This window comes from Mixta hanseatica (assembly GCF_023517775.1).
Classification (GTDB): domain Bacteria; phylum Pseudomonadota; class Gammaproteobacteria; order Enterobacterales; family Enterobacteriaceae; genus Mixta; species Mixta hanseatica.
On sequence record NZ_CP082904.1, the window covers coordinates 1,412,724 to 1,434,800 of the forward strand.

21 protein-coding genes and 5 tRNA genes are annotated in these 22,077 nt (G+C 55.4%); 20 read left to right on the top strand and 6 right to left on the bottom strand.

The window, feature by feature from the left end:
* The first annotated feature begins 655 nt into the window (after positions 1–655).
* The 16 genes from cydA to K6958_RS06930 all read left to right on the top strand — a co-directional run bounded on the left by cydA (position 656) and on the right by K6958_RS06930 (position 10,450).
* Positions 656–2,224 carry a cytochrome ubiquinol oxidase subunit I gene (gene cydA, locus K6958_RS06855; protein ID WP_249893945.1) on the top strand — a complete coding sequence of 523 codons (1,569 nt, stop codon included), beginning with the start codon at positions 656–658 and terminating at the stop codon, positions 2,222–2,224.
* An 11-nt stretch (positions 2,225–2,235) separates the two neighbouring features.
* Positions 2,236–3,375, top strand: a complete 1,140-nt coding sequence (cydB, locus tag K6958_RS06860; protein ID WP_249893946.1) for a cytochrome d ubiquinol oxidase subunit II — start codon at positions 2,236–2,238, stop codon at positions 3,373–3,375.
* A gap of 15 nt (positions 3,376–3,390) precedes the next feature.
* Positions 3,391–3,492 carry a cytochrome bd-I oxidase subunit CydX gene (cydX, locus tag K6958_RS06865; protein ID WP_249893947.1) on the top strand — a complete coding sequence of 34 codons (102 nt, stop codon included), beginning with the start codon at positions 3,391–3,393 and terminating at the stop codon, positions 3,490–3,492.
* An 11-nt stretch (positions 3,493–3,503) separates the two neighbouring features.
* Complete coding sequence (gene ybgE, locus K6958_RS06870; RefSeq protein WP_249893948.1) at positions 3,504–3,797, top strand: cyd operon protein YbgE; 294 nt, start codon at positions 3,504–3,506, stop codon at positions 3,795–3,797.
* A gap of 226 nt (positions 3,798–4,023) precedes the next feature.
* Positions 4,024–4,428, top strand: a complete 405-nt coding sequence (gene ybgC / locus K6958_RS06875) for a tol-pal system-associated acyl-CoA thioesterase (protein WP_249893949.1) — start codon at positions 4,024–4,026, stop codon at positions 4,426–4,428.
* On the top strand, positions 4,425–5,111 hold the full coding sequence (gene tolQ, locus K6958_RS06880) for a Tol-Pal system protein TolQ (protein ID WP_103058721.1): 687 nt from the start codon (positions 4,425–4,427) through the stop codon (positions 5,109–5,111). Before ybgC ends, tolQ begins: the two co-directional genes overlap by 4 nt.
* A 13-nt stretch (positions 5,112–5,124) precedes the next feature.
* Positions 5,125–5,553 (top strand): colicin uptake protein TolR, encoded by a 429-nt coding sequence (gene tolR, locus K6958_RS06885; RefSeq protein WP_038627352.1) that lies wholly within the window; start codon positions 5,125–5,127, stop codon positions 5,551–5,553.
* Positions 5,554–5,584: 31 nt separating this feature from the next.
* Positions 5,585–6,889: a cell envelope integrity protein TolA gene (gene tolA / locus K6958_RS06890; RefSeq protein WP_249893950.1), complete on the top strand. Its 1,305-nt coding sequence runs from the start codon at positions 5,585–5,587 to the stop codon at positions 6,887–6,889.
* Between the two features lie 124 nt (positions 6,890–7,013).
* Entirely contained in the window at positions 7,014–8,309 is a 1,296-nt protein-coding gene (gene tolB, locus K6958_RS06895) for a Tol-Pal system beta propeller repeat protein TolB (RefSeq protein WP_249893951.1), read from the top strand.
* 44 nt (positions 8,310–8,353) lie between these two features.
* Positions 8,354–8,881 carry a peptidoglycan-associated lipoprotein Pal gene (gene pal / locus K6958_RS06900; RefSeq protein WP_085067572.1) on the top strand — a complete coding sequence of 176 codons (528 nt, stop codon included), beginning with the start codon at positions 8,354–8,356 and terminating at the stop codon, positions 8,879–8,881.
* A 9-nt stretch (positions 8,882–8,890) separates the two neighbouring features.
* Entirely contained in the window at positions 8,891–9,688 is a 798-nt protein-coding gene (cpoB, locus tag K6958_RS06905) for a cell division protein CpoB (protein ID WP_249893952.1), read from the top strand.
* A 164-nt stretch (positions 9,689–9,852) separates the two neighbouring features.
* A tRNA-Lys gene (locus K6958_RS06910) sits at positions 9,853–9,928 on the top strand.
* Between the two features lie 72 nt (positions 9,929–10,000).
* Positions 10,001–10,076: transfer RNA gene (locus K6958_RS06915), tRNA-Lys, on the top strand.
* Positions 10,077–10,148: 72 nt separating this feature from the next.
* Positions 10,149–10,224, top strand: a tRNA-Lys gene (locus tag K6958_RS06920).
* A gap of 72 nt (positions 10,225–10,296) precedes the next feature.
* Positions 10,297–10,372: transfer RNA gene (locus K6958_RS06925), tRNA-Val, on the top strand.
* 2 nt (positions 10,373–10,374) lie between these two features.
* Positions 10,375–10,450, top strand: a tRNA-Lys gene (locus K6958_RS06930).
* 163 nt (positions 10,451–10,613) lie between these two features.
* On the opposite strand, the gene K6958_RS06935 is transcribed toward K6958_RS06930, so the two are convergent.
* Positions 10,614–12,074 (bottom strand): AlkA N-terminal domain-containing protein, encoded by a 1,461-nt coding sequence (locus tag K6958_RS06935; RefSeq protein WP_249893953.1) that lies wholly within the window; start codon positions 12,072–12,074, stop codon positions 10,614–10,616.
* 168 nt (positions 12,075–12,242) lie between these two features.
* On the opposite strand from K6958_RS06935, the gene K6958_RS06940 reads away from it, so the two are divergent.
* The 3 genes from K6958_RS06940 to pnuC all read left to right on the top strand — a co-directional run bounded on the left by K6958_RS06940 (position 12,243) and on the right by pnuC (position 14,683).
* Positions 12,243–12,734, top strand: coding sequence for a methylated-DNA--[protein]-cysteine S-methyltransferase (locus tag K6958_RS06940; RefSeq protein ID WP_249893954.1), 492 nt, complete (start codon positions 12,243–12,245; stop codon positions 12,732–12,734).
* A 160-nt stretch (positions 12,735–12,894) separates the two neighbouring features.
* Positions 12,895–13,953: a quinolinate synthase NadA gene (gene nadA, locus K6958_RS06945; RefSeq protein ID WP_249893955.1), complete on the top strand. Its 1,059-nt coding sequence runs from the start codon at positions 12,895–12,897 to the stop codon at positions 13,951–13,953.
* Between the two features lie 22 nt (positions 13,954–13,975).
* Entirely contained in the window at positions 13,976–14,683 is a 708-nt protein-coding gene (gene pnuC, locus K6958_RS06950) for a nicotinamide riboside transporter PnuC (protein WP_249893956.1), read from the top strand.
* 4 nt (positions 14,684–14,687) lie between these two features.
* On the opposite strand, the gene zitB is transcribed toward pnuC, so the two are convergent.
* From zitB to K6958_RS06970, 4 genes are all read right to left on the bottom strand, one after another.
* On the bottom strand, positions 14,688–15,620 hold the full coding sequence (gene zitB / locus K6958_RS06955) for a CDF family zinc transporter ZitB (RefSeq protein ID WP_249893957.1): 933 nt from the start codon (positions 15,618–15,620) through the stop codon (positions 14,688–14,690).
* On the bottom strand, positions 15,589–18,747 hold the full coding sequence (locus K6958_RS06960; RefSeq protein ID WP_249893958.1) for an ATP-binding protein: 3,159 nt from the start codon (positions 18,745–18,747) through the stop codon (positions 15,589–15,591). Before K6958_RS06960 ends, zitB begins: the two co-directional genes overlap by 32 nt.
* Positions 18,729–19,316, bottom strand: a complete 588-nt coding sequence (locus K6958_RS06965; RefSeq protein ID WP_249893959.1) for a response regulator — start codon at positions 19,314–19,316, stop codon at positions 18,729–18,731. Before K6958_RS06965 ends, K6958_RS06960 begins: the two co-directional genes overlap by 19 nt.
* 200 nt (positions 19,317–19,516) lie before the next feature.
* Positions 19,517–19,876 (bottom strand): YbgS-like family protein, encoded by a 360-nt coding sequence (locus tag K6958_RS06970; protein ID WP_249893960.1) that lies wholly within the window; start codon positions 19,874–19,876, stop codon positions 19,517–19,519.
* Positions 19,877–20,168: 292 nt separating this feature from the next.
* Between K6958_RS06970 and aroG the strand changes: the two genes are divergently transcribed.
* Positions 20,169–21,221, top strand: coding sequence for a 3-deoxy-7-phosphoheptulonate synthase AroG (gene aroG, locus K6958_RS06975; protein ID WP_249893961.1), 1,053 nt, complete (start codon positions 20,169–20,171; stop codon positions 21,219–21,221).
* Positions 21,222–21,287: 66 nt separating this feature from the next.
* Here aroG and gpmA read toward each other — a convergent pair whose 3' ends face one another.
* On the bottom strand, positions 21,288–22,040 hold the full coding sequence (gpmA, locus tag K6958_RS06980; protein ID WP_249893962.1) for a 2,3-diphosphoglycerate-dependent phosphoglycerate mutase: 753 nt from the start codon (positions 22,038–22,040) through the stop codon (positions 21,288–21,290).
* Between the last annotated feature and the right edge of the window lie 37 nt (positions 22,041–22,077).

Here is a 22,077-nt window from a genome sequence, read left to right on the forward strand (position 1 = left end):
TACTTTTCATTTCATCCCCCGCTGTTTTTGTTAAAAATAAAATAAAAACAGGTTTATTAAATGTGAAATGTATTTCACCGGCGTTGGTATTTCTTTTTTATCAGTAGAATTAAAAATAAAAACTATCGGTTCTCTGACGAAGGGAGTGGCAATTTATGCGTTACTCTTTTGTCTGTTTTTAAATAAAATTATTAATAATATCGATTATTAAAAACATATTTTTAACATGTGCTTTACCTGTTGTGTTAAATAGATGTTTATATTTAACCATGTTTGCCATTTTGCTTTAAATTGTTGATATGGCTGGTTCTGTTGGCTCAATTATCCCGCTTTGATTTTATTGGGCTGCGTCATATTGCACCCTGATAACACGTTCAGGTTAAATCTGGGTCCAGATCAAAAAATATCTTGGCGATCACGCTAATTTCTCTTTACCGTATCGTTTGTAGGGGTATGATATTGTCGTCTCACTGACGTTGAGTTGTCGATTCTCTTTCATTTGCTGCTTACAGGCGGGATATTGCCTGGCCGTTAAACAGCAAAATAAAAATACCGTTTTATTTTAAACAGCAATCAGCATGGCGCTATTTGCCGCCTCTTTCTGGCAAATAAACACCATGTTTTAACTGCTTTTAGCAAAGAGCAAGGGGTTAAGATGTTTGATATCGTCGAACTGTCGCGTTTACAGTTTGCCCTGACTGCGATGTACCACTTCCTTTTCGTGCCGTTAACGCTGGGTATGGCGTTTCTGCTGGCGATCATGGAAACCGTTTATGTCCTGTCGGGTAAACAGATCTACAAAGATATGACCAAATTCTGGGGCAAGTTGTTTGGCATCAACTTTGCCCTGGGCGTGGCAACCGGCCTGACCATGGAGTTCCAGTTCGGCACCAACTGGTCTTACTATTCTCACTATGTCGGCGATATCTTCGGTGCTCCGCTGGCCATTGAAGGCCTGATGGCTTTCTTCCTTGAATCCACCTTTGTCGGCCTGTTCTTTTTCGGCTGGGATCGCCTGGGCAAAGTTCAGCATATGGCCGTTACCTGGCTGGTGGCGCTGGGTTCTAACCTCTCTGCGCTGTGGATTCTGGTAGCGAACGGCTGGATGCAAAACCCCATCGCATCAGAATTTAACTTTGAAACCATGCGCATGGAGATGGTGAGCTTCTCAGAGCTGGTGCTTAACCCGGTCGCGCAGGTGAAATTCGTGCATACCGTGGCGGCGGGCTATACCACCGGCGCGATGTTTATCCTTGGCATCAGCGCTTATTACCTGCTGCGCGGGCGCGATCTGGCCTTCGCTAAACGCTCATTTGCTATCGCCGCCAGCTTTGGCATGGCGGCAGTGCTGTCGGTGATCGTGCTGGGCGATGAATCCGGCTACGAAATGGGCGATGTGCAGAAAACCAAGCTGGCGGCAATTGAAGCCGAATGGGAAACGCAGCCCGCCCCGGCCGCCTTTACCCTGTTTGGCCTGCCCGATCAGCTGACGCAGGAGAACAGCTACGCCATTCAAATTCCTTACCTGCTGGGCCTGATTGCTACGCGTTCAGTCGACCGGCCGGTAACCGGCCTGAAAGATCTGCTGGCGCAGCATGAGGTGCGCATCCGTAACGGGATGAAAGCCTATCAGCTGCTGGAAGAGCTGCGGGCGGGCAACACCGATCCGGCGGTGCGCGAAGCTTTTAACGGCCACAAGCAGGATCTGGGCTATGGCCTGTTGCTAAAACGCTATACGCCGAATGTGACCGACGCGACGGAAGCGCAAATCAAGCTGGCCACCCAGGACTCTATTCCGCACGTGGCTCCGCTCTATTTCTCCTTCCGCATTATGGTGCTGAGCGGCGTGCTGATGCTCGGTATTATCGGCCTTTCGTTCTGGAGCGTGATCCGTAACCGAATTGGCAAAAACCGTTGGCTGCTGAAAGCAGCGCTGTATGGCATTCCGCTGCCGTGGATCGCCGTGGAGGCGGGCTGGTTTGTGGCTGAATATGGCCGTCAGCCGTGGGCGATTGGCGAGGTGTTGCCAACGGCGGTCGCTAACTCGACGCTGACCGTAGGCGACCTGCTGTTCTCGATGGGGTTGATTTGCGGCCTCTATACGCTCTTCCTGGTGGTAGAGATGTATCTGATGTTCAAATTTGCCCGCCTGGGCCCAAGCAGCCTGAAAACCGGACGCTATCACTATGAGCAGTCTACTATCGCCTCGCAGCCGGCGCAGTAAAGGAGCCAGCCATGTTGGATTATGAAGTTGTACGTTTTATCTGGTGGCTGCTGATCGGTATCCTGCTGATTGGCTTTGCGGTCACCGATGGTTTTGATATGGGCGTCGGCATGCTGTCGCGCATTCTCGGCCGTACCGATACGGAACGCCGTATCATGATTAACAGTATTGCGCCGCACTGGGATGGCAACCAGGTCTGGTTGATTACTGCCGGCGGCGCGCTGTTTGCCGCCTGGCCGATGGTCTATGCCGCCGCCTTCTCCGGGTTTTACGTTGCGATGATTCTGGTGCTGGCATCGCTGTTTTTCCGTCCGGTGGGCTTCGACTACCGTTCGAAAATTGAAGATATGCGCTGGCGCAAGCTGTGGGACTGGGGCATCTTTATCGGCAGCTTTGTTCCGCCGCTGGTGATTGGTGTGGCGTTCGGCAATCTGTTGCAGGGCGTGCCTTTCCATACCGACGCTTATCTGCGCCTTTACTATACCGGTAACTTCTTCCAGTTGCTGAACCCGTTTGGCCTGCTGGCCGGCGTGGTAAGCCTGACGATGATCCTGACGCAGGGCGCCACTTATCTGCAGATGCGTACGCAGGGCGAGCTCTATTTGCGCGCCCGCGCCACCGCGCAAATCTGTGCGCTGATTATGCTGGTTGCCTTTGCGCTGGCAGGCGTTTGGGTAGTTTACGGCATTGATGGCTACGTGGTGACCAGCGCGCTGGATCATGCGGCTGCGTCAAACCCGTTAAATAAAGAGGTTGCGCGTGAAGCTGGCGCCTGGCTGATTAATTTCAACCAGCATCCGCCGCTGTGGCTGATTCCGGCGCTGGGCGTAGCCTTGCCGCTGCTTACCGTTATCTGTTCGCGGGCAGGGAAGGGCGGTTGGGCGTTCCTGTTCTCTTCGCTGACGCTGGCCTGCGTTATCTTAACCGCGGGCGTAGCGATGTTTCCGTTCATTATGCCGTCCAGCACCCAGCCGAATATGAGCCTGACCTTATGGGACGCCACCTCCAGCCTGATGACGCTGAAGCTGATGCTGTTTGTGGCGATGGTGTTTGTTCCGCTTATCCTGATTTACACCAGCTGGTGTTACTACAAAATGTTCGGACGCATCACCAAAGAACATATTGAAAGTCACACCCATTCACTCTATTAACGGAGGCGTTAAACCATGTGGTATTTTGCCTGGATTCTTGGAACGCTACTGGCCTGCGCCTTCGGGATTATCACCGCGCTGGCGCTGGAGCATGTAGAAGAGAGCGCGCAGCAGTAGGATAAACCCTGATGCGCCAGCGGCTGCAACAGCTCTATCTCATTATGGATAAGCGCCCGCTGCGGGCGCTTTCTCTGCTGCTGGCTTTGCTGCTGGCCGGCTGTTTGTTTTGGGATCCGACGCGTTTTGCCGCCAGCACCAGTTCGCTTACCGTTTGGCAGGGGCTGATACTGATATGGGCGGTCTGCGCGGGCGTGGTGCACGGCGTTGGCTTTCGCCCACGCCGGGTGCGCTGGCAGACCTTCTTCTCGCCGCTGCTGGCCCTGACCGCGCTCTTACTGGGAACGCTGTTTTTCTTTTACTGACTGGATTGCGGGCCTGCTCTGCTGCCCGGGGCGCAGGCCGCTTCTCTGATGAAAATGTTCGTCAATAAACCTCCGTTTAGCGCCGCCTTTTGTCAGTCATTATCCCGCCGTTTTTGTCAATAGTTTCCATTTGATAATTATTTCCTCCGCGCTCTGGCGACCCATTCCAAAGCCGTTTGCACTTGCGTATAGTAGCAACGTTTAAAAAGCATTACCGGGATGTAAAGTGAGTACAACGCTGTTTCGATGGCCGGTGCGTGTCTATTACGAAGATACCGATGCCGGTGGGGTGGTTTACCACGCCAGCTATATCGCTTTTTATGAACGAGCGCGTACGGAGATGCTGCGCCAGCATCATTTTCATCAGCAATCGCTGCTTGAACAGCAGATTGCTTTTGTCGTACGTCGAATCACGGTTGATTATATTGCCGCCGCGCGACTGGATGATATGCTTGAAGTGCAGAGCGAGGTGACGTCGATGACCCGTGCAACCATGACGTTTACGCAACGCATCGTTAACGCAGAAGGCAAATTGCTCAATGAGGCAGAAGTCCTTATCGCCTGCATCAACCCACACCTAATGAAGCCAATAGCGCTTCCCAAGTCTATTGTCGCGGAGTTCAAGCAGTGACTGACATGAATGTTCTTGATTTGTTCCTGAAGGCAAGCCTTCTGGTTAAACTTATCATGTTGATTTTGATCGGGTTTTCCATTGCGTCCTGGGCGATTATTATCCAGCGCACCCGCATTCTCAACGCGGCGGGACGCGAAGCGGAAGCGTTTGAAGACAAATTTTGGTCGGGTATCGAGTTATCCCGTCTTTATCAGGAAAGCCAGGCGCGTCGCGATGAGCTGAGCGGCTCAGAGCAGATCTTTTACGCTGGCTTCAAAGAGTTTGCGCGCTTGCATCGGGCTAATAGCCATGCGCCTGAAGCGGTGCTGGAAGGTGCCAGCCGCGCCATGCGTATCTCTATGAACCGTGAGCTGGAAAGCCTGGAAAATAATATTCCTTTCCTCGGCACCGTGGGTTCCATCAGTCCTTATATTGGCCTGTTTGGTACCGTGTGGGGGATTATGCACGCCTTTATCGCGCTGGGCGCGGTGAAGCAGGCGACGCTGCAGATGGTTGCGCCGGGTATTGCCGAAGCGCTGATCGCCACCGCGATCGGTCTGTTTGCCGCGATCCCTGCCGTAATGGCCTATAACCGTCTGAACCAGCGCGTTAACAAGCTGGAGCAGGGTTATGACAACTTTATGGAAGAGTTCACGGCTATCCTGCACCGTCAGGCATTCTCCAGCGAGAATAAAAAGTAAGCAGAGGTGACGTATGGCCAGAACGCGTGGTCGCGGTCGTCGCGATCTGAAGTCTGAAATTAACATTGTTCCGCTGCTAGACGTGCTGCTGGTGCTGCTGCTGATTTTTATGGCGACGGCGCCGATTATCACCCAAAGCGTTGAAGTCGATCTGCCGGACGCCACGGATTCAAAAACGGTGTCCAGCGATGATAATCCGCCGGTGATCGTCGAGGTTTCCGGCGTGGGGCAATATAGCCTGGTTGTCGATCACGATCGTATGGAGCAGTTGCCTTCTGAGCAGGTGGTGGCGGAAGCACAGCGCCGTCTGGAAGCGAATCCGAAAACGGTGTTTCTGATTGGCGGCGCGAAAGATGTGCCCTATGACGAGATTATCAAGGCGCTGAACCTGCTGCATCAGGCGGGTGTGAAATCAGTCGGCCTGATGACGCAGCCAATTTAATTATTCCGTAACCGTTTTTTGGGAACCGAGCGTGTCGAAGGCATCCGAACAAAACGATAAGTTAAAACGCGCGATAATCATTTCAGTGATATTGCATATCATCCTGATAGCATTACTGATCTGGAGCTCGTTTAACGAAAAAATCGAGGCCAGCGGTGGCGGTGGCGGCAGCGATATTGATGCCGTTATGGTCGACCCAGGTGCGGTGGTTGAACAATATAACCGCCAGCAAAATCAGCAAAGCGACAGTCAACGTGCCGAGCAGCAGCGTCAGAAGCAGGCGCAGCAGCAGGCGGAAGAGCTACAGCAAAAGCGTGCTGCCGAGCAGCAGCGGTTGAAAGAGCTGGAAAAAGAGCGTATTCAGGCGCAGGAAGAGGCGAAAAAACAGGCTCAGGAGCAGGCTGAACAGCAGCGCGAGGCGCAGGAAGCAACCAAACGCGCGGAAGAGCAGCAGAAAGCCGCAGAAGCCGCCGCCGCGAAAGCGAAGGCCGAAGCGGCGGAGCAGGCCAAAGCTGCCGCCGCCGAAGCCAAAGCGAAAGCGGCGGAGCAGGCTAAAGCCGCTGCGGCCGCCGAAGCGAAAGCCAAAGCGGAGCAGCAGGCGAAAGCCGCCGCAGCCGAAGCGAAACAGAAAGCGGAAGAACAGGCAAAAGCGGCCGCCGCAGAAGCGAAGAAGAAAGCGGAGCAGCAGGCCAAAGCGACGCAGGAAGCGAAGGCGCAGGCGGCGGCTGAAGCGAAAGCCAAAGCGGCGCAGGAAGCCAAAGAGAAAGCGGCGGCTGAAGCGAAGGCCAAAGCGGCACAGGAAGCCAAAGAAAAAGCCGCCGCCGAGGCGAAAGCCAAAGCAGAGGCGAAAGCCAAAGCCGCAGCGGATGCGAAAGCGAAAGCGGCGGCGGAAGCCAAGGCGAAAGCCGCAGCAGATGCGAAGAAAAAAGCCGCGGCGGAAGCGGCCAGCGACAGCAGCGCAGTTGATGACTTATTGGGTGGTCTCACATCCGGTAAGAATGCGCCGAAAACCGGTCAGGCTGGGGGCGGAGCGGCAGGTAAGGGCAACCAGAAAAAATCTGGCGCGTCCGGTGCGGCGATTGACAGCTACCTGGGACAGGTGAAAGGCGCAATAGAAAGTAAATTCTATGATGCCGACACCTTTAAAGGACGTACTTGTGACGTTCGTATTAAGCTGGCGCCTGATGGTTTGTTGATTTCGGCCACGGCGGCTGGCGGCGATGCAGCGCTGTGTCAGGCGGCGATCAACGCGGCCCGCATGGCGCGGATGCCGAAACCGCCAAGCCAGGATGTCTGGCAGGCGGTAAAAGACGCGACGCTGGAATTCAAGCCGTAAGAATGCAGTAACAAATGGCAGGTTGAACTATGGTTAGCTTGCCATACTCTGTATGGTTTTAGTTAATCGTCGTCAGGAACAGTGCGAATTATCGTGAACATGGCGTTCAGATAAGGGAGAGAAAATGAAGCAGGCACTACGTGTAACCTTAAGCTTTTTTCTTCTTCTGTGGGCAGCAATGCTGCATGCAGAAGTACGCATCGAAATCACCCAGGGGGTGAATACGGCGCGTCCGATTGGTGTTGTCCCGTTTAAATGGGAAGGGCCGGGCGCGGCGCCGGAAGATATTGGCGGTATTATCGCTGCGGATTTACGCAACAGCGGCAAATTCAATCCGCTGGATCGCTCTCGTTTGCCGCAGCAGCCGGGCAGCGCGGCGGAAGTTCAGCCGGCCGCATGGACCGCGCTGGGGATTGATGCCGTGGTAGTCGGTCAGATCCAGCCGGGCGCCGACGGCAGCTATACCGTTTCTTATCAGCTGGTGGATACTTCCGGTTCGCCGGGCACCGTGCTGGCGCAGAATCAGTATAAAGTGACCAAACAGTGGCTGCGTTACGCCGCGCATACTGCCAGCGACGAATCGTTTGAAAAGCTGACCGGCATCAAAGGCGCATTCCGCACCCGTATCGCCTATGTGGTACAAACCAATGGCGGCCAGTTCCCGTATGAACTGCGCGTCGCGGACTACGACGGCTATAACCAGTTTGTCGTCCACCGTTCGCCGCAGCCGCTGATGTCTCCGGCCTGGTCACCGGACGGCAGCAAACTGGCCTATGTCACCTTTGAAAGCGGTAAATCCGCACTGGTTATTCAGACGCTGGCTAACGGCGCGATTCGTCAGGTAGCTTCTTTCCCGCGTCATAACGGGGCGCCCGCCTTCTCACCGGATGGCTCTAAGCTGGCGTTTGCGCTTTCGAAAACCGGCAGCCTGAACCTGTACGTAATGGATGTGGGCTCGGGTCAGATTCGCCAGATTACCGATGGCCGCTTTAACAGCACCGAACCAACCTGGTACCCGGACAGCCAGAACCTGGCCTATACCTCCGACCAGGCGGGACGTCCGCAGATTTATAAAATTAATGTCAATGGCGGCGCGCCGCAGCGTATTACCTGGGAAGGTTCACAAAACCAGGACGCTGACGTTGCCACTGACGGCAAATCTATGGTGATGATCAGCACCAACGGCGGCGCTCAACACGTCGCCAGACAAGATCTGGAAACGGGAGCCGTTCAACAATTAACGGACACGTTCCTGGATGAGACGCCAAGTCTCGCACCTAACGGCACGATGGTAATCTATAGCTCTACTCAGGGGATGGGTTCCGTGTTGCAGTTGGTTTCGACAGATGGGCGTTTCAAAGCGCGTCTTCCGGCGACTGATGGACAGGTCAAATTCCCTGCCTGGTCACCGTATCTGTGATGCATGTGTAAATATGTATGGCAAACTTATAACAGGATTTAGAAATGCAACTGAACAAAGTGCTGAAGGGTTTAATGCTGGCTCTGCCGGTAATCGCTGTAGCTGCATGTAGCTCGCACAAAAACAACGACAACGACCAGACCAACGGTATGGGCGGCGCTGACGGTGCATACGGTAGCGGCAACGGCATGAACGGCGGCAACATGTCTTCTGACGAGCAGGCGCGTCTGCAGATGCAGCAGCTGCAGCAGAACAACATCGTTTACTTCGATCTGGACAAATATGACATCCGTTCTGACTTCGCTCAGATGCTGGATGCGCATGCGACCTTCCTGCGTAACAACCCGTCTTACAAAGTGACCGTTGAAGGTCATGCGGATGAGCGCGGTACGCCGGAATACAACATTGCACTGGGCGAGCGTCGTGCTAACGCAGTGAAAATGTACCTGCAGGGCAAAGGCGTTTCTGCCGATCAGATCTCTATCGTTTCTTACGGTAAAGAGAAGCCGGCGGTTCTGGGTCATGACGAAGCGGCATATTCCAAAAACCGTCGTGCCGTCCTGGTATACTAAGAGAGTCACATGATTAGTAGCTTCAGACCTCACTTGTTGAGTCTGTCGTTACTGGTTGGCATAGCGGCCCCCTGGGCCGCTAATGCTCAGGCAGTAATCAGTAGCGTCGGCTCCGGCTCGGTAGAAGACCGTGTCACCTCCCTTGAGCGCATCTCCAATGCACAGGCTCAGCTTCTTCAGCAGCTCCAACAGCAGCTTAACGCGACGCAAAGCGATATTGATTCGCTGCGCGGTCAGATTCAGGAAAACAGCTATCAGCTGAATCAGGTGGTTGAGCGGCAAAAACAGATCTATCAGCAAATCGACAGCCTGAGCAGCAGCGGCGCGGCGGCAGCGGCCGGCAATAGCGCCTCGGATGCTGGCGGTGATAGCGCGGCAGCGCCAGCGCCCGCGGCGGATGCTGGCGCGTCTGCGGCGGCCCCGGTGCAAAGCGGCGATGCTAACACCGATTACAACAGCGCCGTAGCGCTGGTGCTGGAAAAGAAACAGTACGATCAGGCGATCGCCGCGTTTCAGACCTTTGTGAAGAAATACCCGGATTCAACCTATCAGCCGAATGCGAATTACTGGCTGGGGCAGTTGAATTACAACAAGGGCAAAAAGGACGATGCAGCATACTATTTCGCCACCGTGGTGAAGAAGTATCCAAAGTCGCCGAAAAGTTCGGAAGCGCTGTATAAAGTCGGCGTTATCATGCAGGACAAAGGTGATAACGCTAAAGCGAAAGCGGTTTATCAGCAGGTGATTAAACAGTACCCGAACACCGAAGCGGCCAAACAGGCGCAAAAGCGTGCGGCAAGCCTTTAAGCGCGGAATAATGACCAGATTTCGCTGGATTTCTGGTCTTAACGCGTGAAAGGTAAGCAGTTGAACCGCGGCGGGGAAAATAGTGGTTGCGCTGGAAAGGTAAATCAGTAATATATGCCGCCGTTGACGAGGCATAAGCAATCAGGCTTCGGACGGCAAAAAGTGGGTCGTTAGCTCAGTTGGTAGAGCAGTTGACTTTTAATCAATTGGTCGCAGGTTCGAATCCTGCACGACCCACCACTTAAAGCAGTACCCGGTGTAAATCGGCAGGAAGCGAATCCGTTCATTTCCTATTAGCAGTAACCGCATTGCGGGTCGTTAGCTCAGTTGGTAGAGCAGTTGACTTTTAATCAATTGGTCGCAGGTTCGAATCCTGCACGACCCACCACTTAAAGCAGTACCCGGTGTAAATCGGCAGGAAGCGAATCCGTTCATTTCCTATTAGCAGTAACCGCATTGCGGGTCGTTAGCTCAGTTGGTAGAGCAGTTGACTTTTAATCAATTGGTCGCAGGTTCGAATCCTGCACGACCCACCACTTAAAGCAGTACCCGGTGTAAATCGGCAGGAAGCGAATCCGTTCATTTCCTATTAGCAGTAACCGCATTGCGGGTGATTAGCTCAGTTGGTAGAGCACCTCCCTTACAAGGAGGGGGTCGGCGGTTCGAGCCCGTCATCACCCACCATCGGGTCGTTAGCTCAGTTGGTAGAGCAGTTGACTTTTAATCAATTGGTCGCAGGTTCGAATCCTGCACGACCCACCAGTGTAGAAAGGCGCCCTAAAGGCGCCTTTTTGCTATGTAAAAACGGCAGGATGAGACGCTAGCAGGTTCGGGCCGAGCGAAGCGAGATCAGATTTTTAGCCGTAATGATTCTTTACTGGTTGGTAAAAAAAGCCGTTAGCAAATTGAAAAGAGAGTAGAACGTCTATTTTTCCGGCGCCAGGTTTTTCCAGATATGCATTACTGCATAACTGCGCCACGGCTGCCAGACGGCCGAACGTGCCTCAGCCTGCTTTGCACTGATCTTGCCCAGATTATTACGCACCACAATATCGCCTGCGGGGAAAGCATCTGGCCAGCGCAGGGCGCGCATAGCGATATAAGCCGCCGTCCAGTCGCCGATCCCCGGCAACTGCTTAAGTTTTTGCACCATCTCTTCAGGGTAGGTACATGTATCCAGCTGCAGCTCGCCATGGCTACAGGCGGCAGCCAACGCCAGAATAGAGCGCGCCCGCGCGCTCACGATCCCCAGGCTGGCTATCTCGTCAATGCTGGCTTCGGCCACTCGCGACGGTGGCGGCGTCAACCGGTTAAGCTCGGTAAAAGGTGTGGGAAACGCTTCGCCAAAGGCGCTGACAAAGCGGCCGCCCAACGTGGTGGCGGCCTTAACCGTAATCTGTTGCCCCAGCACGGCGCGTACCGTCATCTCAAAGCCGTCAAAGGCGCCAGGAACGCGCAAGCCGGGATCGCGATCGATACTGACGGTTAGCAGAGGATCCTGACGTAAATGCTCATCAATAAACTGCGGATGCGCATTAAGATCGAATAAATTACGCAGGCGACGCAGTAGCGCAGGCAGCGCCCCGGTCAGCGCGTGCGAAAACTCTACCTGCAACGCGTTTTTCTGCGGGACATGCGTCACGCAAATCCAGCCGCGATAGCGTCCTAGCTGCACGGTTCTCAGATAGCGGGCTTCATCCACCCATTCCACACCCTTTAGCGCGCGCAGGCGCAGAAAGTCGAGCATAGTCTGCCAGTTATAGGGCGGTCGGTAGCCCAGCAGCAGCGTCGAGGAACCCAAATGGCCCAGCTCATTTTCACCGGCGGCCGCTTCTTTACGCAGGCGGCTGGGCGGCATACGATAGCGCTGATTAAAGACATCGTTGAAGCGGCGCAGGCTACTGAACCCGCTGGCGAAAGCGATTTCAGTAATGGGCAGACGCGTTTCCGTCAGCAGCTGCTTAGCCAGCAGCAGGCGACGCGTCTGTTTCAGCTCAAGCGGAGAGACGCCCAGCTCCTGTTGCACAATGCGCCGTAGCTGACGCAGGCTTAGATGAAACCAGGCCGCCACCTCTTCCAGGCTGCTTACCTCGTCAATCATGCCTTCATCAATGCGTTGCAGCAGCAAATCGGTTATTCGATGGGCGCTATCGACAGGCGCATTGCCCGGTGCCAGTTCGGGACGACAGCGCAGGCAGGGGCGAAACGCAGCTTTTTCTGCCGCTTCGGCGCTGGCAAAAAAACGGCAGTTTTCACGACGTGGGGCTTTCACCGGGCAGACGGGACGACAATAGATGCCGGTTGAGGTGACGCCGACATAAAACAGGCCGTCGAAGCGGGTGTCTTTAGAGGTTAGCGCCTGGTAAGCGGTATCGCCGTTAATCATCGTCTTACTCCGCGGTAAAGATGGAACCTTATCTTATGCTGAGGATCAGTATAAAACTCGCTGTTTTCGGACAGGCATATTTTTTGTTCAGCTGACCGAAAACAGCCGGTAAAAGCGGTAAAAGGCGGGATAATCAACAGACTGTGCAAGTGAATGGAGAAAAACATCATGAGCTACTACAGCAAAAAAATGGCGTCGCCGGTGGGAGAGCTAACGCTGTTCGCCAGCGAACGTGGCCTGGCGGCGGTACTGTGGCCCAATGAGCTAAGACGCATCCGGCTGGCTCCGGTAACCGAGGATCCGCATTATCCTTTGCTGCTGGAAGCAGAGCGGCAGCTTAACGCCTATTTTAACGGCGAGCTGCGGCAGTTCACCGTGCCGCTCGATTTTGTCGGCACCGAATTTCAGAAAAAGGTTTGGCAGGCGCTGGTCGCCATCCCGTATGGGGAAACGCGCAGCTACGCTGAGATTGCGCGGGCGATAGGCCATCCTGCGGCGGTCAGGGCGGTAGGCGCCGCCAATGGCAGAAACCCGGTTTCCATTATTGCGCCCTGCCATCGGGTAATTGGTTCTAACGGCAAGTTGACCGGCTTCGCCGGCGGGCTGGAGGCCAAAGCCTTTCTGCTGGCGATTGAAAAGCCCGATCTGCTTAGCCTGTAAATATGGCGGCGCGACTGTTTCATAGCGCGCCGCGTAAAACGCGCGACAGCAGCCTCGTTTTCCATTATCTTGTTTAGCATAAAAAACATATGCGGGTTTTTATGCCGTTATGACAGGCATAAAGGCTAAATAAGTTAAATTGATAAAACGAGAGCGCTGAATGAGCCTGTTGCCCGATTTCAATGACTTTTATCCCTTTCCGCCCAAGCCGGGCCGTCTCTCCGTTGACGAGAAGCTGCACTACCGCGAGAAGATTAAACGACTGCTAGGCGAACGTAACGCGGTCATGGTGGCGCACTACTATACCGACCCGGAAATCCAGGCGCTGGCCGAAGAAACCGGCGGCTGCGTTGCCGACTCGCTGGAAATGGCGCGTTTCGGCAGCGCGCATCCCGCTTCAACACTGCTGGTCGCCGGCGTACGTTTTATGGGCGAAACGGCAAAAATCCTCAGTCCGGAAAAAACCATTCTGATGCCTACTTTGCAGGCGGAATGCTCGCTGGATCTCGGCTGCCCAATCGATCAATTCAATGCGTTTTGCGATCGGCATCCTGACCGCACCGTAGTGGTTTACGCTAATACCTCGGCGGCGGTCAAGGCGCGCGCTGACTGGGTGGTGACCTCCAGTATTGCGGTTGAGCTGATTGAACATCTCGATAGCCTCGGTGAAAAAATCCTTTGGGCGCCGGACCGCCATCTTGGCCGCTATGTCCAGCAGCAAACCGGGGCTGATGTGCTGTGCTGGCAGGGCGCCTGCATCGTGCATGATGAATTTAAAACCCAGGCGCTGCAGCAGATGAAAGCGCTTTATCCGCAGGCGGCGGTGCTGGTTCACCCGGAGTCGCCGCAGGCGATAGTCGAGTTGGCCGATGCCGTCGGCTCTACCAGCCAGCTGATCCAGGCGGCGAAAACCTTGCCGCACCCGCAGATGATTGTGGCTACCGATCGCGGTATTTTCTATAAGATGCAGCAGGCGGTACCGGAAAAGGTGCTGCTTGAGGCGCCTACCGCTGGCGAGGGCGCTACCTGCCGCAGCTGCGCGCACTGTCCGTGGATGGCAATGAATGGCCTGCAGGCGATTGCTGAAGGGCTGGAACAGGGCGGTGAGGCACATGAAATTCAGGTAGATGACGCGCTGCGCGAGCGGGCGCTGCTGCCGCTTAACCGTATGCTATCTTTTGCTGCGGAACTTAAACTTAACGTTAAGGGTAATGCCTGAACGGCTTACTTAGGGTGCCAAGATGGACTTTTTTAGCACGCAAAACATTCTGGTTCACATTCCGCTTGGCAAAGGCGGTTACGACTTATCATGGATTGAGGCGATTGGCACCCTGGCGGGCCTGCTCTGTATCTGGCTGGCCAGCCGGGAAAAAATCATTAATTACCTGTTCGGGCTGATTAACGTCACGCTGTTCGCCATTATCTTTTTCCAGATCCAGCTCTACGCCAGCCTGCTGCTGCAGCTGTTTTTCTTTGCCGCCAATCTGTACGGCTGGTACGCCTGGAGCCGCCAGGAGGGGAACCAGGCCGCGCTGCAGATTCGCTGGCTACCTCGCAGCAAAGCGATAGGCTGGGGGACGGGCAGCCTGGTGGCGATCGCTTTGATGACGCTGTGGATCGATCCGGTGTTCGCCTTTCTTACCGAACTGGCTGTGATGCTGATGCAGGCGCTGGGGCTGCAGGTGACCATGCCGGAGCTTCAGCCTGACGCCTTCCCATTCTGGGATTCCACCATGATGGTGTTGTCGATCGTGGCGATGATTTTAATGACGCGAAAATATGTCGAGAACTGGCTGCTATGGGTGGTGATCGATGTGATTAGCGTGTGGATTTTTGCCCGTCAGGGCGTCTATGCGATGGCGCTGGAATACCTGATTTTGACGTTGATTGCGCTGAACGGCAGCTGGCTGTGGATTAAAAGCGCGCGCCAGCATCAGACGCGCGCGTAAATCATCAGTGATGGTGATGATGGGCGTGCGACGGCGCGCCCAGCGTCAGGCCGCAGTCGTCCCCTTCGCAGGATTGATATTCCATCTGCACCGTCGCGTGATCGATTTGATAGCGCTGGTGCAGATAATGGTGGATACGCTGCAGCAGCGCATCATGATCGTACGGCGGCACCACATGAACATGTAGCGTTACAATCGGCTTTTCGCCGACCTGCCAAAGATGAACATGGTGAACGTTACGCACTTCCGGGATGTTCAGCGTTAAATCGCGCTTCAGCTTTTCCGCATCTATCGCCGCGGGCGCGCCTTCCAGCAATTCATGCAGGCTCTCTTTCAGCAACGTCCACGCGCTGCGCAGCACCAGCGCGGAGACCACCAGCGATAAAATGGGATCGACAGGCGTCCAGCCGGTAAACATAATAATCAACGCGGCGACAATCGCCCCTAACGACCCGAGCAGATCGCCCAATACGTGCAGCGCTGCCGCCCGCACGTTCATGTTGCTTTCGCCGCTGCCGCGATGCAACAGCCAGAAAGAGAGCAGATTAGCCAGCAGACCGCCGACAGCGATAGCCAGCATCATGCCGCTGGCCACCGGCTGCGGCTGATAAAAGCGCTGCACCGCTTCCCAGACAATCAGGATGGTAATCACAAACAGCGCGATGGCGTTAACAAAGGCGGCCAGCGTGGTCAGGCGCAGCCAGCCAAAGGTATGGCTGGCGTTCGGCTTACGCTGCGCAAACTGCACCGCCAGCAGCGCCATCAACAGCGCGGCGGTATCAGTCAGCATATGTCCGGCATCGGCCAGCAGCGCCAGCGAGCCGGAGAGCAGGCCGCCCGCCACTTCCGCCAGCATAAACAGGGCTGTAACAACAAAAGCGGCAAGCAACCGGGAGCGGTTGCCGTCATGTTCCGTGTGCGAATGATGATGCGTCATAGGTTTCCAGTCTGGATAATAAATCTCTGGTTAATAATAACAGTAAATGGCTTGTTTCCCTGCAGTCCTGCCGCGCCTGCGCCTGCGCGCCCAGCCGCTGGCAAAGTCGCTCGCCTTCATCAATACCTAACAGCAGCCAGCTGCCCTTCATACGATGCGCGTGCTTTTCCAGCTGCGTCCACGCCTGCTGATCGAGCGCCTGCTGAATAGCGTCACTGTCTTCCTGTAGCGTCTGGCGCAGCGTGGCGATAATCCGTGGTAGATACGTCGCGTCCTGATTGGCTAACTGCCAGAGCTGCCGCTCCAGCTCGTCCGGCGTACCGCTGGACGGCTGATGGGCCTGATGAGTCAACGCCGTGCGTAGCGCATTCAGGCTAACCGGTTTCAGCATTACCTCATCCGCCGTGCGCCAGGCTTCAGGCTGTTGTCGCAGCTGCGCATCGGCGCTGCAGTAAATCAGGCGCGTACGCGTGACCGCCCGGCGTTCACGCCGCCGTAAAATGCGCGCCACCGTTGGGCCGTTGGGTCGCGGCATATTGTAATCAAGCAAAATAACATCGAAACGGGTGGTCTCTGCGACACGCAGCAGCGCACGCCCTTCAGCGAATACCTGCACATCCGCCCCCAGCCAGTTGAGCTGCTGCTGGATAACCAGCAGATTGGTGGGATGATCGTCGACAACCGCCACCTTCAGATGCTGCAGATTCGGACGCGCAGCGTCCGATGCCGTCACCAGCGGCGCCTGCGCGCTTAAGGTTAGCGGCAGCGTCACGGTAACCTGAGTGCCTGCGCCGGGCTGCGAGCGCAGAACGATATCGCCGCCCATGCGCCGCGCAATTTCACGGCAAATCGACAGGCCCAGGCCGCTTCCCTGAACCGAGCGAGCCCGGCCCGACGGCGTCTGATACCAGGGTTCAAACAGCCGCGCTTGTTCATCGGCGGGGATGCCACTGCCGCTGTCGATAACGCATAGCGTAAGCTGCTGCTCCGTGGCATTCAGCGTCAGGCTGATGGTGCCGTCAGCGGTAAACTTCACCGCATTGCTGATCAAATTAGTGGCGATCTGTTGCAGGCGCCCGCCATCAATCAGAACGCGCCGGGGCAGGGAAGATAGCGCTTTTACGCTAAAGCGAGGGCCGTCGCGACGCATCAGCGGCAACCAAAAGCGCGCCAGATCGTCCAGCCACTGCTGCAGATCCAACGGCGCGGGCTGCAAACTGAAGGTGTTATTTTCAATGCGCGCATGATCCTGTAGATCGTTTAGCAACGTCATCAGCGAGGTAGCGCTGCTGTGAATCAGTGCCAGGCCGCTCGCCTGCGGCTGGTGGGCCAGTTCCAGTTCCAGCAGGCCGAGGATCGCCTGCATTGGCGTACGCAACTCATGACTGACGCTGGCAAGAAACTGGCTCTTCATGCGGTTAGCCTGCTCTGCCGCCTCGCGCTCTTGCTCAAGCTGTAAACGCTGGCGCGCCTCCTGACGCTGTTGCCGCCAGCGGCGTGCCAGCAGCGCCAGCAACAGAACAATCGCCGCCAGGGCGGCTATCAGCAGTACCTGGATAAGCGGGCGCATAACGCCGCTTTCCGCGCCGGCGGGCTGATTTTCATTGCTCCAGGCTTCGCGCATACGCTGCTGGGTATCGGATGGGATCTGCTGTAAGCCTTTATCGAGAATAGCGCGCAGCAGCGGCTGCTGGCTGCTGACGCCCATGGCGATCGGCCAGGCGACATCGCTGGCGGCAAAGGCGAAGCGCACCGCCTCGCCATAGCGGCTCTGGATCAGCCAGCGTGCCGAGAGCACATTATCCACCACCGCATCCAGTTGCCCATTAGCCAGCGCGTTATACAGCGCAGGACCATCATCAAAGGGCTGCACCGTCAGCCCGGCAGGAAGCAGCTGCTGCGCTAAATCGCCGCGCCGGATCCCTACGCGTTTGCCCTGTAAATCCTGCCAGCGGGTCACGGCAGGGGAGATCGTCCCCACGTAGACGCCCCAGAGCGCACGCCATACCGGCAGGGTACTGCTTTCCATCTCATTACTGCCGGTCAGCGGCTGCACCAGCTCAATTTGCGCCTGCCCGGCGGCGACACGTTCCCGCGCCTGCTGCGGATTATTAACCCACAGCGGAGTGAAGCGCAGGCCGGTACTCTGCCCAATCGCATTCAGCAGATCGATGCTGTAACCGCGCGCTTCGCCGCTGGCGCTGCGATAACTCCAGGGATAGTTATCCGTTAACGCGCTGTAAACTATCTGCGGATGCTGCTGCAGCCAGGTTTTTTCCAGCGCGGTAAGATGCAGCGTATTGGTATCGGAATAGCGCGGCAGCTGCATACTCCAGCGCCCCTGAATACCGTTGATGACCTCGACCGGCAGCTGACGAATTGCCTGATTCAGGGCGTCGCGCAGCGCGGCCTGCGGCGTCACGGCATACAGGCTCAGCTCGCCGGGATCGAGCGTAGAAGCGATCTGATAAATCTGGCCCTGCTGCAGCTGGCTGAGCAGAAAGCCGGCGCTGGTTTCATCCGCCACCACATAATCGTTTTGCCGATTGAACAGGGTATAAAGCGCCTGTAAATCGCTGCTGTAGGTTTCCCAGCGGTGACGATGCGCAAAGTCGGGGTTGACCTGTTGCAGCGTGCTGGCGCTGACCGCAATACGCGCCTCCTGAGAATTAAACATTACCGGGCGATGATTCTGGCGGCTGCGGTAGATGCGCAGCGGCGTACTAAACCACGGGCGCGTAGCGTAAAGATCGTCGGCGATTGCCTGACGCGGGATGCCAAAAGCAAGATCTTCTTTGCCCTGGCGCAGCGCATTCAGCAGCGCGCTATTAGTGGGATAACTGCTAATAGTGAAGCGCGCGCCGGTCAAGTTGCCGAGCGCCACCAGATAGTCGGCGTTAATGCCGTAGAGATCTTTGCCGACAAACATGTTCCACGGCGCGCTACTGGCTTGCAGCACGCCGACGCGCAGCGTTTTTCCCTGCCAGGAAAGCATTTCGCCGCCGGGTATCATCAGTTCCTGCGGCAGCGGCATGCTGCTTACCGGGCGCCAGGCGGCGGCGGCCGGCGCGCTCAGCAGCAGCAACAGCAGCAACAGCAGCAGACGGGCTATTGCTGTGCTTTCCATAAGGCGGCAAGGTCCAGCACGGAATGCGCTCCGGTTTTCTCCAGAATATTTTTTTTATGGGTGCTGACGGTTTTATTACTGATATGCAGCTGTTGGGCAATTTGCAGATTAGAAAAGCCCTGCGCCAGCAGCGAAAGCACCTGCTGCTCTTTTACAGTCAGCGGCAATGCCCCCGCGTCGGCAATATCGGCAGCGAATACCTGCTTACCGCCCAGCACTGCAAGAATCGCGCTCAGCAGCTGCGGCATACTCTGACTTTTTACAATATAGCCGGCCGCTCCGGCCGTCTGCGCCATCTGCATATAAAGGCGCTCGGTTTGCGCGGAATAGATCAGCACCGGCAGGGCAGGGAAGCGACGCTTGAGCAGCTTGAGCATCTCCAGCCCGTTGCTGTCAGGCAAGCTGATATCAAGGATGACCAGCTGCGGCAGGCGCTGCTGCAAAGCCTGAAACGCGGCGTTTTCATTATCTACCGCCGTCAGGGTTAAGCCGATCGGCGCCGTCGCTAAAGCGGCCTCCAGCGCAACCTGCACCAGCGGATGATCGTCAATAAGTAACAGATGCGCCATAGGTTTATTGATGTCGTCTTATTTGATGTATTACAGCGCTTTAGCATAGCGAAAACCGCAGTGGAAGCAATGACCGCCAGGCGATTAAGCGGTAAAGCGCGTGCGGAAAGAAGGGAATAATAGTCAATGCAGCTTAAGCGCCAGATAAAATAAAAGAGAGCCGTAGCTCTCTCTTATATTATTCGTCTGACGAGGGACTGTTATTGCGTAGTGCCATCGGTTTTACGATCGACATCACCGCCGCCCTGCTGCGTCTGAACTTTTTCGTTGACGTTAGGGCATTTACCGTCTTTACACTGCGCGTTTTGATCCATTTCATCGGCGCTCATGCCGTTGCTGCCCGCGGTTGGCGTGCTGCTGGTATTAGAGTTGATGCCGGAGTTATTGATCTGGCTATTATCAACATTATTTGGTGGCAAGTTCTCTTTAGCGCCTGGAGCTACCGCGCCCGCATCCGCTGCCTGGTTTGCGGTGCCGTTGTTGCCGCCCTGCGCGGCTAGTGCGGCGCCGCTGCCAAGGGTCATTGCTGCTGTCAGAATTGCAATGGCAAACTTATTCATAATTATGCTCCCGTTAATTATTGATAGTTGCTGACGAAACCTGATAGAACATTTAAATCATCTTTTCATGCGGGCGAAACAATATCTCGCCACAACAACGTATGACGAAAACATCTGATGAAAATAATAATTTTTTAAGAACTAACGGTTAAAAGTGTAGTAAGGAACCAAAGAAATGCAAATGCCAGGCGGGCTGCGCGAAGGGAAACACGATTTACAGCGCGGCAGTGAAGGGATAAATTGGACAAGTTGTGCCTGCTGCATGTCAGGCAAAATATAAAATGGATAGCTTATGAATTACCAGAATGATGATTTAAGAATCAAAGAGATAAAAGAATTACTGCCGCCGGTGGCGCTGCTGGAAAAATTTCCCGCCACGGAAAAAGCCGCTGCGACCGTCGCCGCTTCACGTCAGGCGATCCACAAAATTCTGAAAAATGAAGATGACCGTCTGCTGGTGGTGATCGGTCCCTGTTCGATTCATGATGTCAAAGCGGCCAAAGAGTACGCGACGCGTCTGTTAGCGCTGCGCGACGCGCTGAGCGGCGAGCTGGAAATCGTGATGCGCGTCTATTTCGAAAAGCCGCGTACCACGGTGGGCTGGAAAGGGCTGATAAACGATCCGCTGATGGATGGCAGCTTCCAGATTAATGACGGCTTACGCATTGCCCGTAAGCTACTGCTGGACATCAACGATACCGGTCTGCCGGCGGCGGGCGAGTTCCTTGATATGATCACTCCGCAATATCTGGCCGACCTGATGAGTTGGGGCGCTATCGGCGCGCGCACCACCGAATCACAGGTGCACCGCGAACTGGCCTCCGGCCTTTCCTGCCCGGTAGGCTTCAAAAACGGCACTGATGGCACCATTAAGGTCGCTATTGATGCGATCAACGCCGCTGGTTCGCCGCACTGCTTCCTCTCGGTCACCAAATATGGCCATTCCGCTATCGTTGAAACCAGTGGTAACGGCGACTGCCATATTATTCTGCGCGGTGGTAAAGAGCCGAACTATAGCGCGCAGCATGTTAGCGCGGTGAAAGCGGGTCTGGAAAAGGCGGGTCTGCCGGCTCAGGTAATGATCGACTTCAGCCACGCTAACAGCAGCAAGCAGTTCCAGCGCCAGATGGTGGTGGCTGAGGACGTGGCGCAGCAGATTAGCGGCGGTGAGCAGAGCATTATCGGCGTGATGATCGAAAGCCATCTGGTGGAAGGCAATCAAAGCCTGGAAAGCGGCGAGCCGCTGGTTTACGGCCAGAGCGTTACCGACGCCTGCATCGGCTGGGCAGATACGGAAAAAGTATTACATCAGCTGGCGGCGGCGGTAAAAGCGCGCCGGGGCTGATCTTTTATCCGCATAAACGACCATAAAAAAACCCGCCGTTTGGCGGGTTTTTTGGCAAATTACGAATTATTTCGCTTTGCCCTGGTTCGCTACCGCTGCGGCTTTCGCTGCGATTTCGTCAGCGTCGCCCAGATAGTAACGTTTGAGCGGCTTGAAGTTTTCGTCGAACTCATAAACCAGCGGTACGCCGGTTGGGATGTTCAGTTCGAGGATTTCGTCTTCGCTCATGTCGTCCAGGTATTTCACCAGCGCGCGCAGTGAGTTACCGTGAGCGGCAATGATCACTTTCTCACCGCTTTTCAGGCGCGGCAGAATGGTTTCATTCCAGTAAGGGATCACACGTTCGATGGTCAGCGCCAGGCTTTCGGTGGTCGGCAGCTGCTCAGCGGTCAGTTTTGCATAGCGCGGATCGTGGCCCGGGAAGCGCTCATCGCTGCGATCCAATTCCGGCGGCGTAACGGCAAAGCCGCGACGCCACTGTTTAACCTGCTCGTCGCCATATTTTTCAGCGGTTTCCGCTTTGTTCAGGCCCTGCAGCGCCCCGTAGTGACGCTCATTCAGACGCCAGGATTTCTCAACCGGCAGCCAGGCCTGATCCAGTTCGTCCAGAATGTTCCACAGCGTGTGAATCGCGCGCTTCAGCACGGAGGTGTAGGCGAAATCGAAGGTGAAACCTTCTTTTTTCAGCAGCTGACCTGCTGATTTCGCTTCTCCGCGGCCCTTATCAGACAGATCAACATCGTACCATCCGGTAAAGCGGTTTTCGTTGTTCCACTGGCTTTCGCCGTGGCGCACCAGAACCAGCTTAGTTACAGCCATAGCTTAACTCCTTAACGCTTGTATGATAATGAAACCA

Excerpts from the sequence above, each read along its gene's own strand:
- gpmA (WP_249893962.1), bottom strand. The coding sequence starts at position 22,040 with ATGGCTGTAACTAAGCTGGTTCTGGTGCGCCACGGCGAAAGCCAGTGG.
- pnuC (WP_249893956.1), top strand. The coding sequence starts at position 13,976 with ATGGACTTTTTTAGCACGCAAAACATTCTGGTTCACATTCCGCTTGGC.
- pal (WP_085067572.1), top strand. The coding sequence starts at position 8,354 with ATGCAACTGAACAAAGTGCTGAAGGGTTTAATGCTGGCTCTGCCGGTA.
- cydA (WP_249893945.1), top strand. The coding sequence starts at position 656 with ATGTTTGATATCGTCGAACTGTCGCGTTTACAGTTTGCCCTGACTGCG.
- zitB (WP_249893957.1), bottom strand. The coding sequence starts at position 15,620 with ATGACGCATCATCATTCGCACACGGAACATGACGGCAACCGCTCCCGG.
- tolB (WP_249893951.1), top strand. The coding sequence starts at position 7,014 with ATGAAGCAGGCACTACGTGTAACCTTAAGCTTTTTTCTTCTTCTGTGG.
- K6958_RS06935 (WP_249893953.1), bottom strand. The coding sequence starts at position 12,074 with ATGATTAACGGCGATACCGCTTACCAGGCGCTAACCTCTAAAGACACC.
- K6958_RS06940 (WP_249893954.1), top strand. The coding sequence starts at position 12,243 with ATGAGCTACTACAGCAAAAAAATGGCGTCGCCGGTGGGAGAGCTAACG.
- cydX (WP_249893947.1), top strand. The coding sequence starts at position 3,391 with ATGTGGTATTTTGCCTGGATTCTTGGAACGCTACTGGCCTGCGCCTTC.
- cpoB (WP_249893952.1), top strand. The coding sequence starts at position 8,891 with ATGATTAGTAGCTTCAGACCTCACTTGTTGAGTCTGTCGTTACTGGTT.
- cydB (WP_249893946.1), top strand. The coding sequence starts at position 2,236 with ATGTTGGATTATGAAGTTGTACGTTTTATCTGGTGGCTGCTGATCGGT.
- K6958_RS06960 (WP_249893958.1), bottom strand. The coding sequence starts at position 18,747 with ATGGAAAGCACAGCAATAGCCCGTCTGCTGCTGTTGCTGCTGTTGCTG.
- nadA (WP_249893955.1), top strand. The coding sequence starts at position 12,895 with ATGAGCCTGTTGCCCGATTTCAATGACTTTTATCCCTTTCCGCCCAAG.
- aroG (WP_249893961.1), top strand. The coding sequence starts at position 20,169 with ATGAATTACCAGAATGATGATTTAAGAATCAAAGAGATAAAAGAATTA.
- tolR (WP_038627352.1), top strand. The coding sequence starts at position 5,125 with ATGGCCAGAACGCGTGGTCGCGGTCGTCGCGATCTGAAGTCTGAAATT.
- K6958_RS06965 (WP_249893959.1), bottom strand. The coding sequence starts at position 19,316 with ATGGCGCATCTGTTACTTATTGACGATCATCCGCTGGTGCAGGTTGCG.
- K6958_RS06970 (WP_249893960.1), bottom strand. The coding sequence starts at position 19,876 with ATGAATAAGTTTGCCATTGCAATTCTGACAGCAGCAATGACCCTTGGC.
- ybgE (WP_249893948.1), top strand. The coding sequence starts at position 3,504 with ATGCGCCAGCGGCTGCAACAGCTCTATCTCATTATGGATAAGCGCCCG.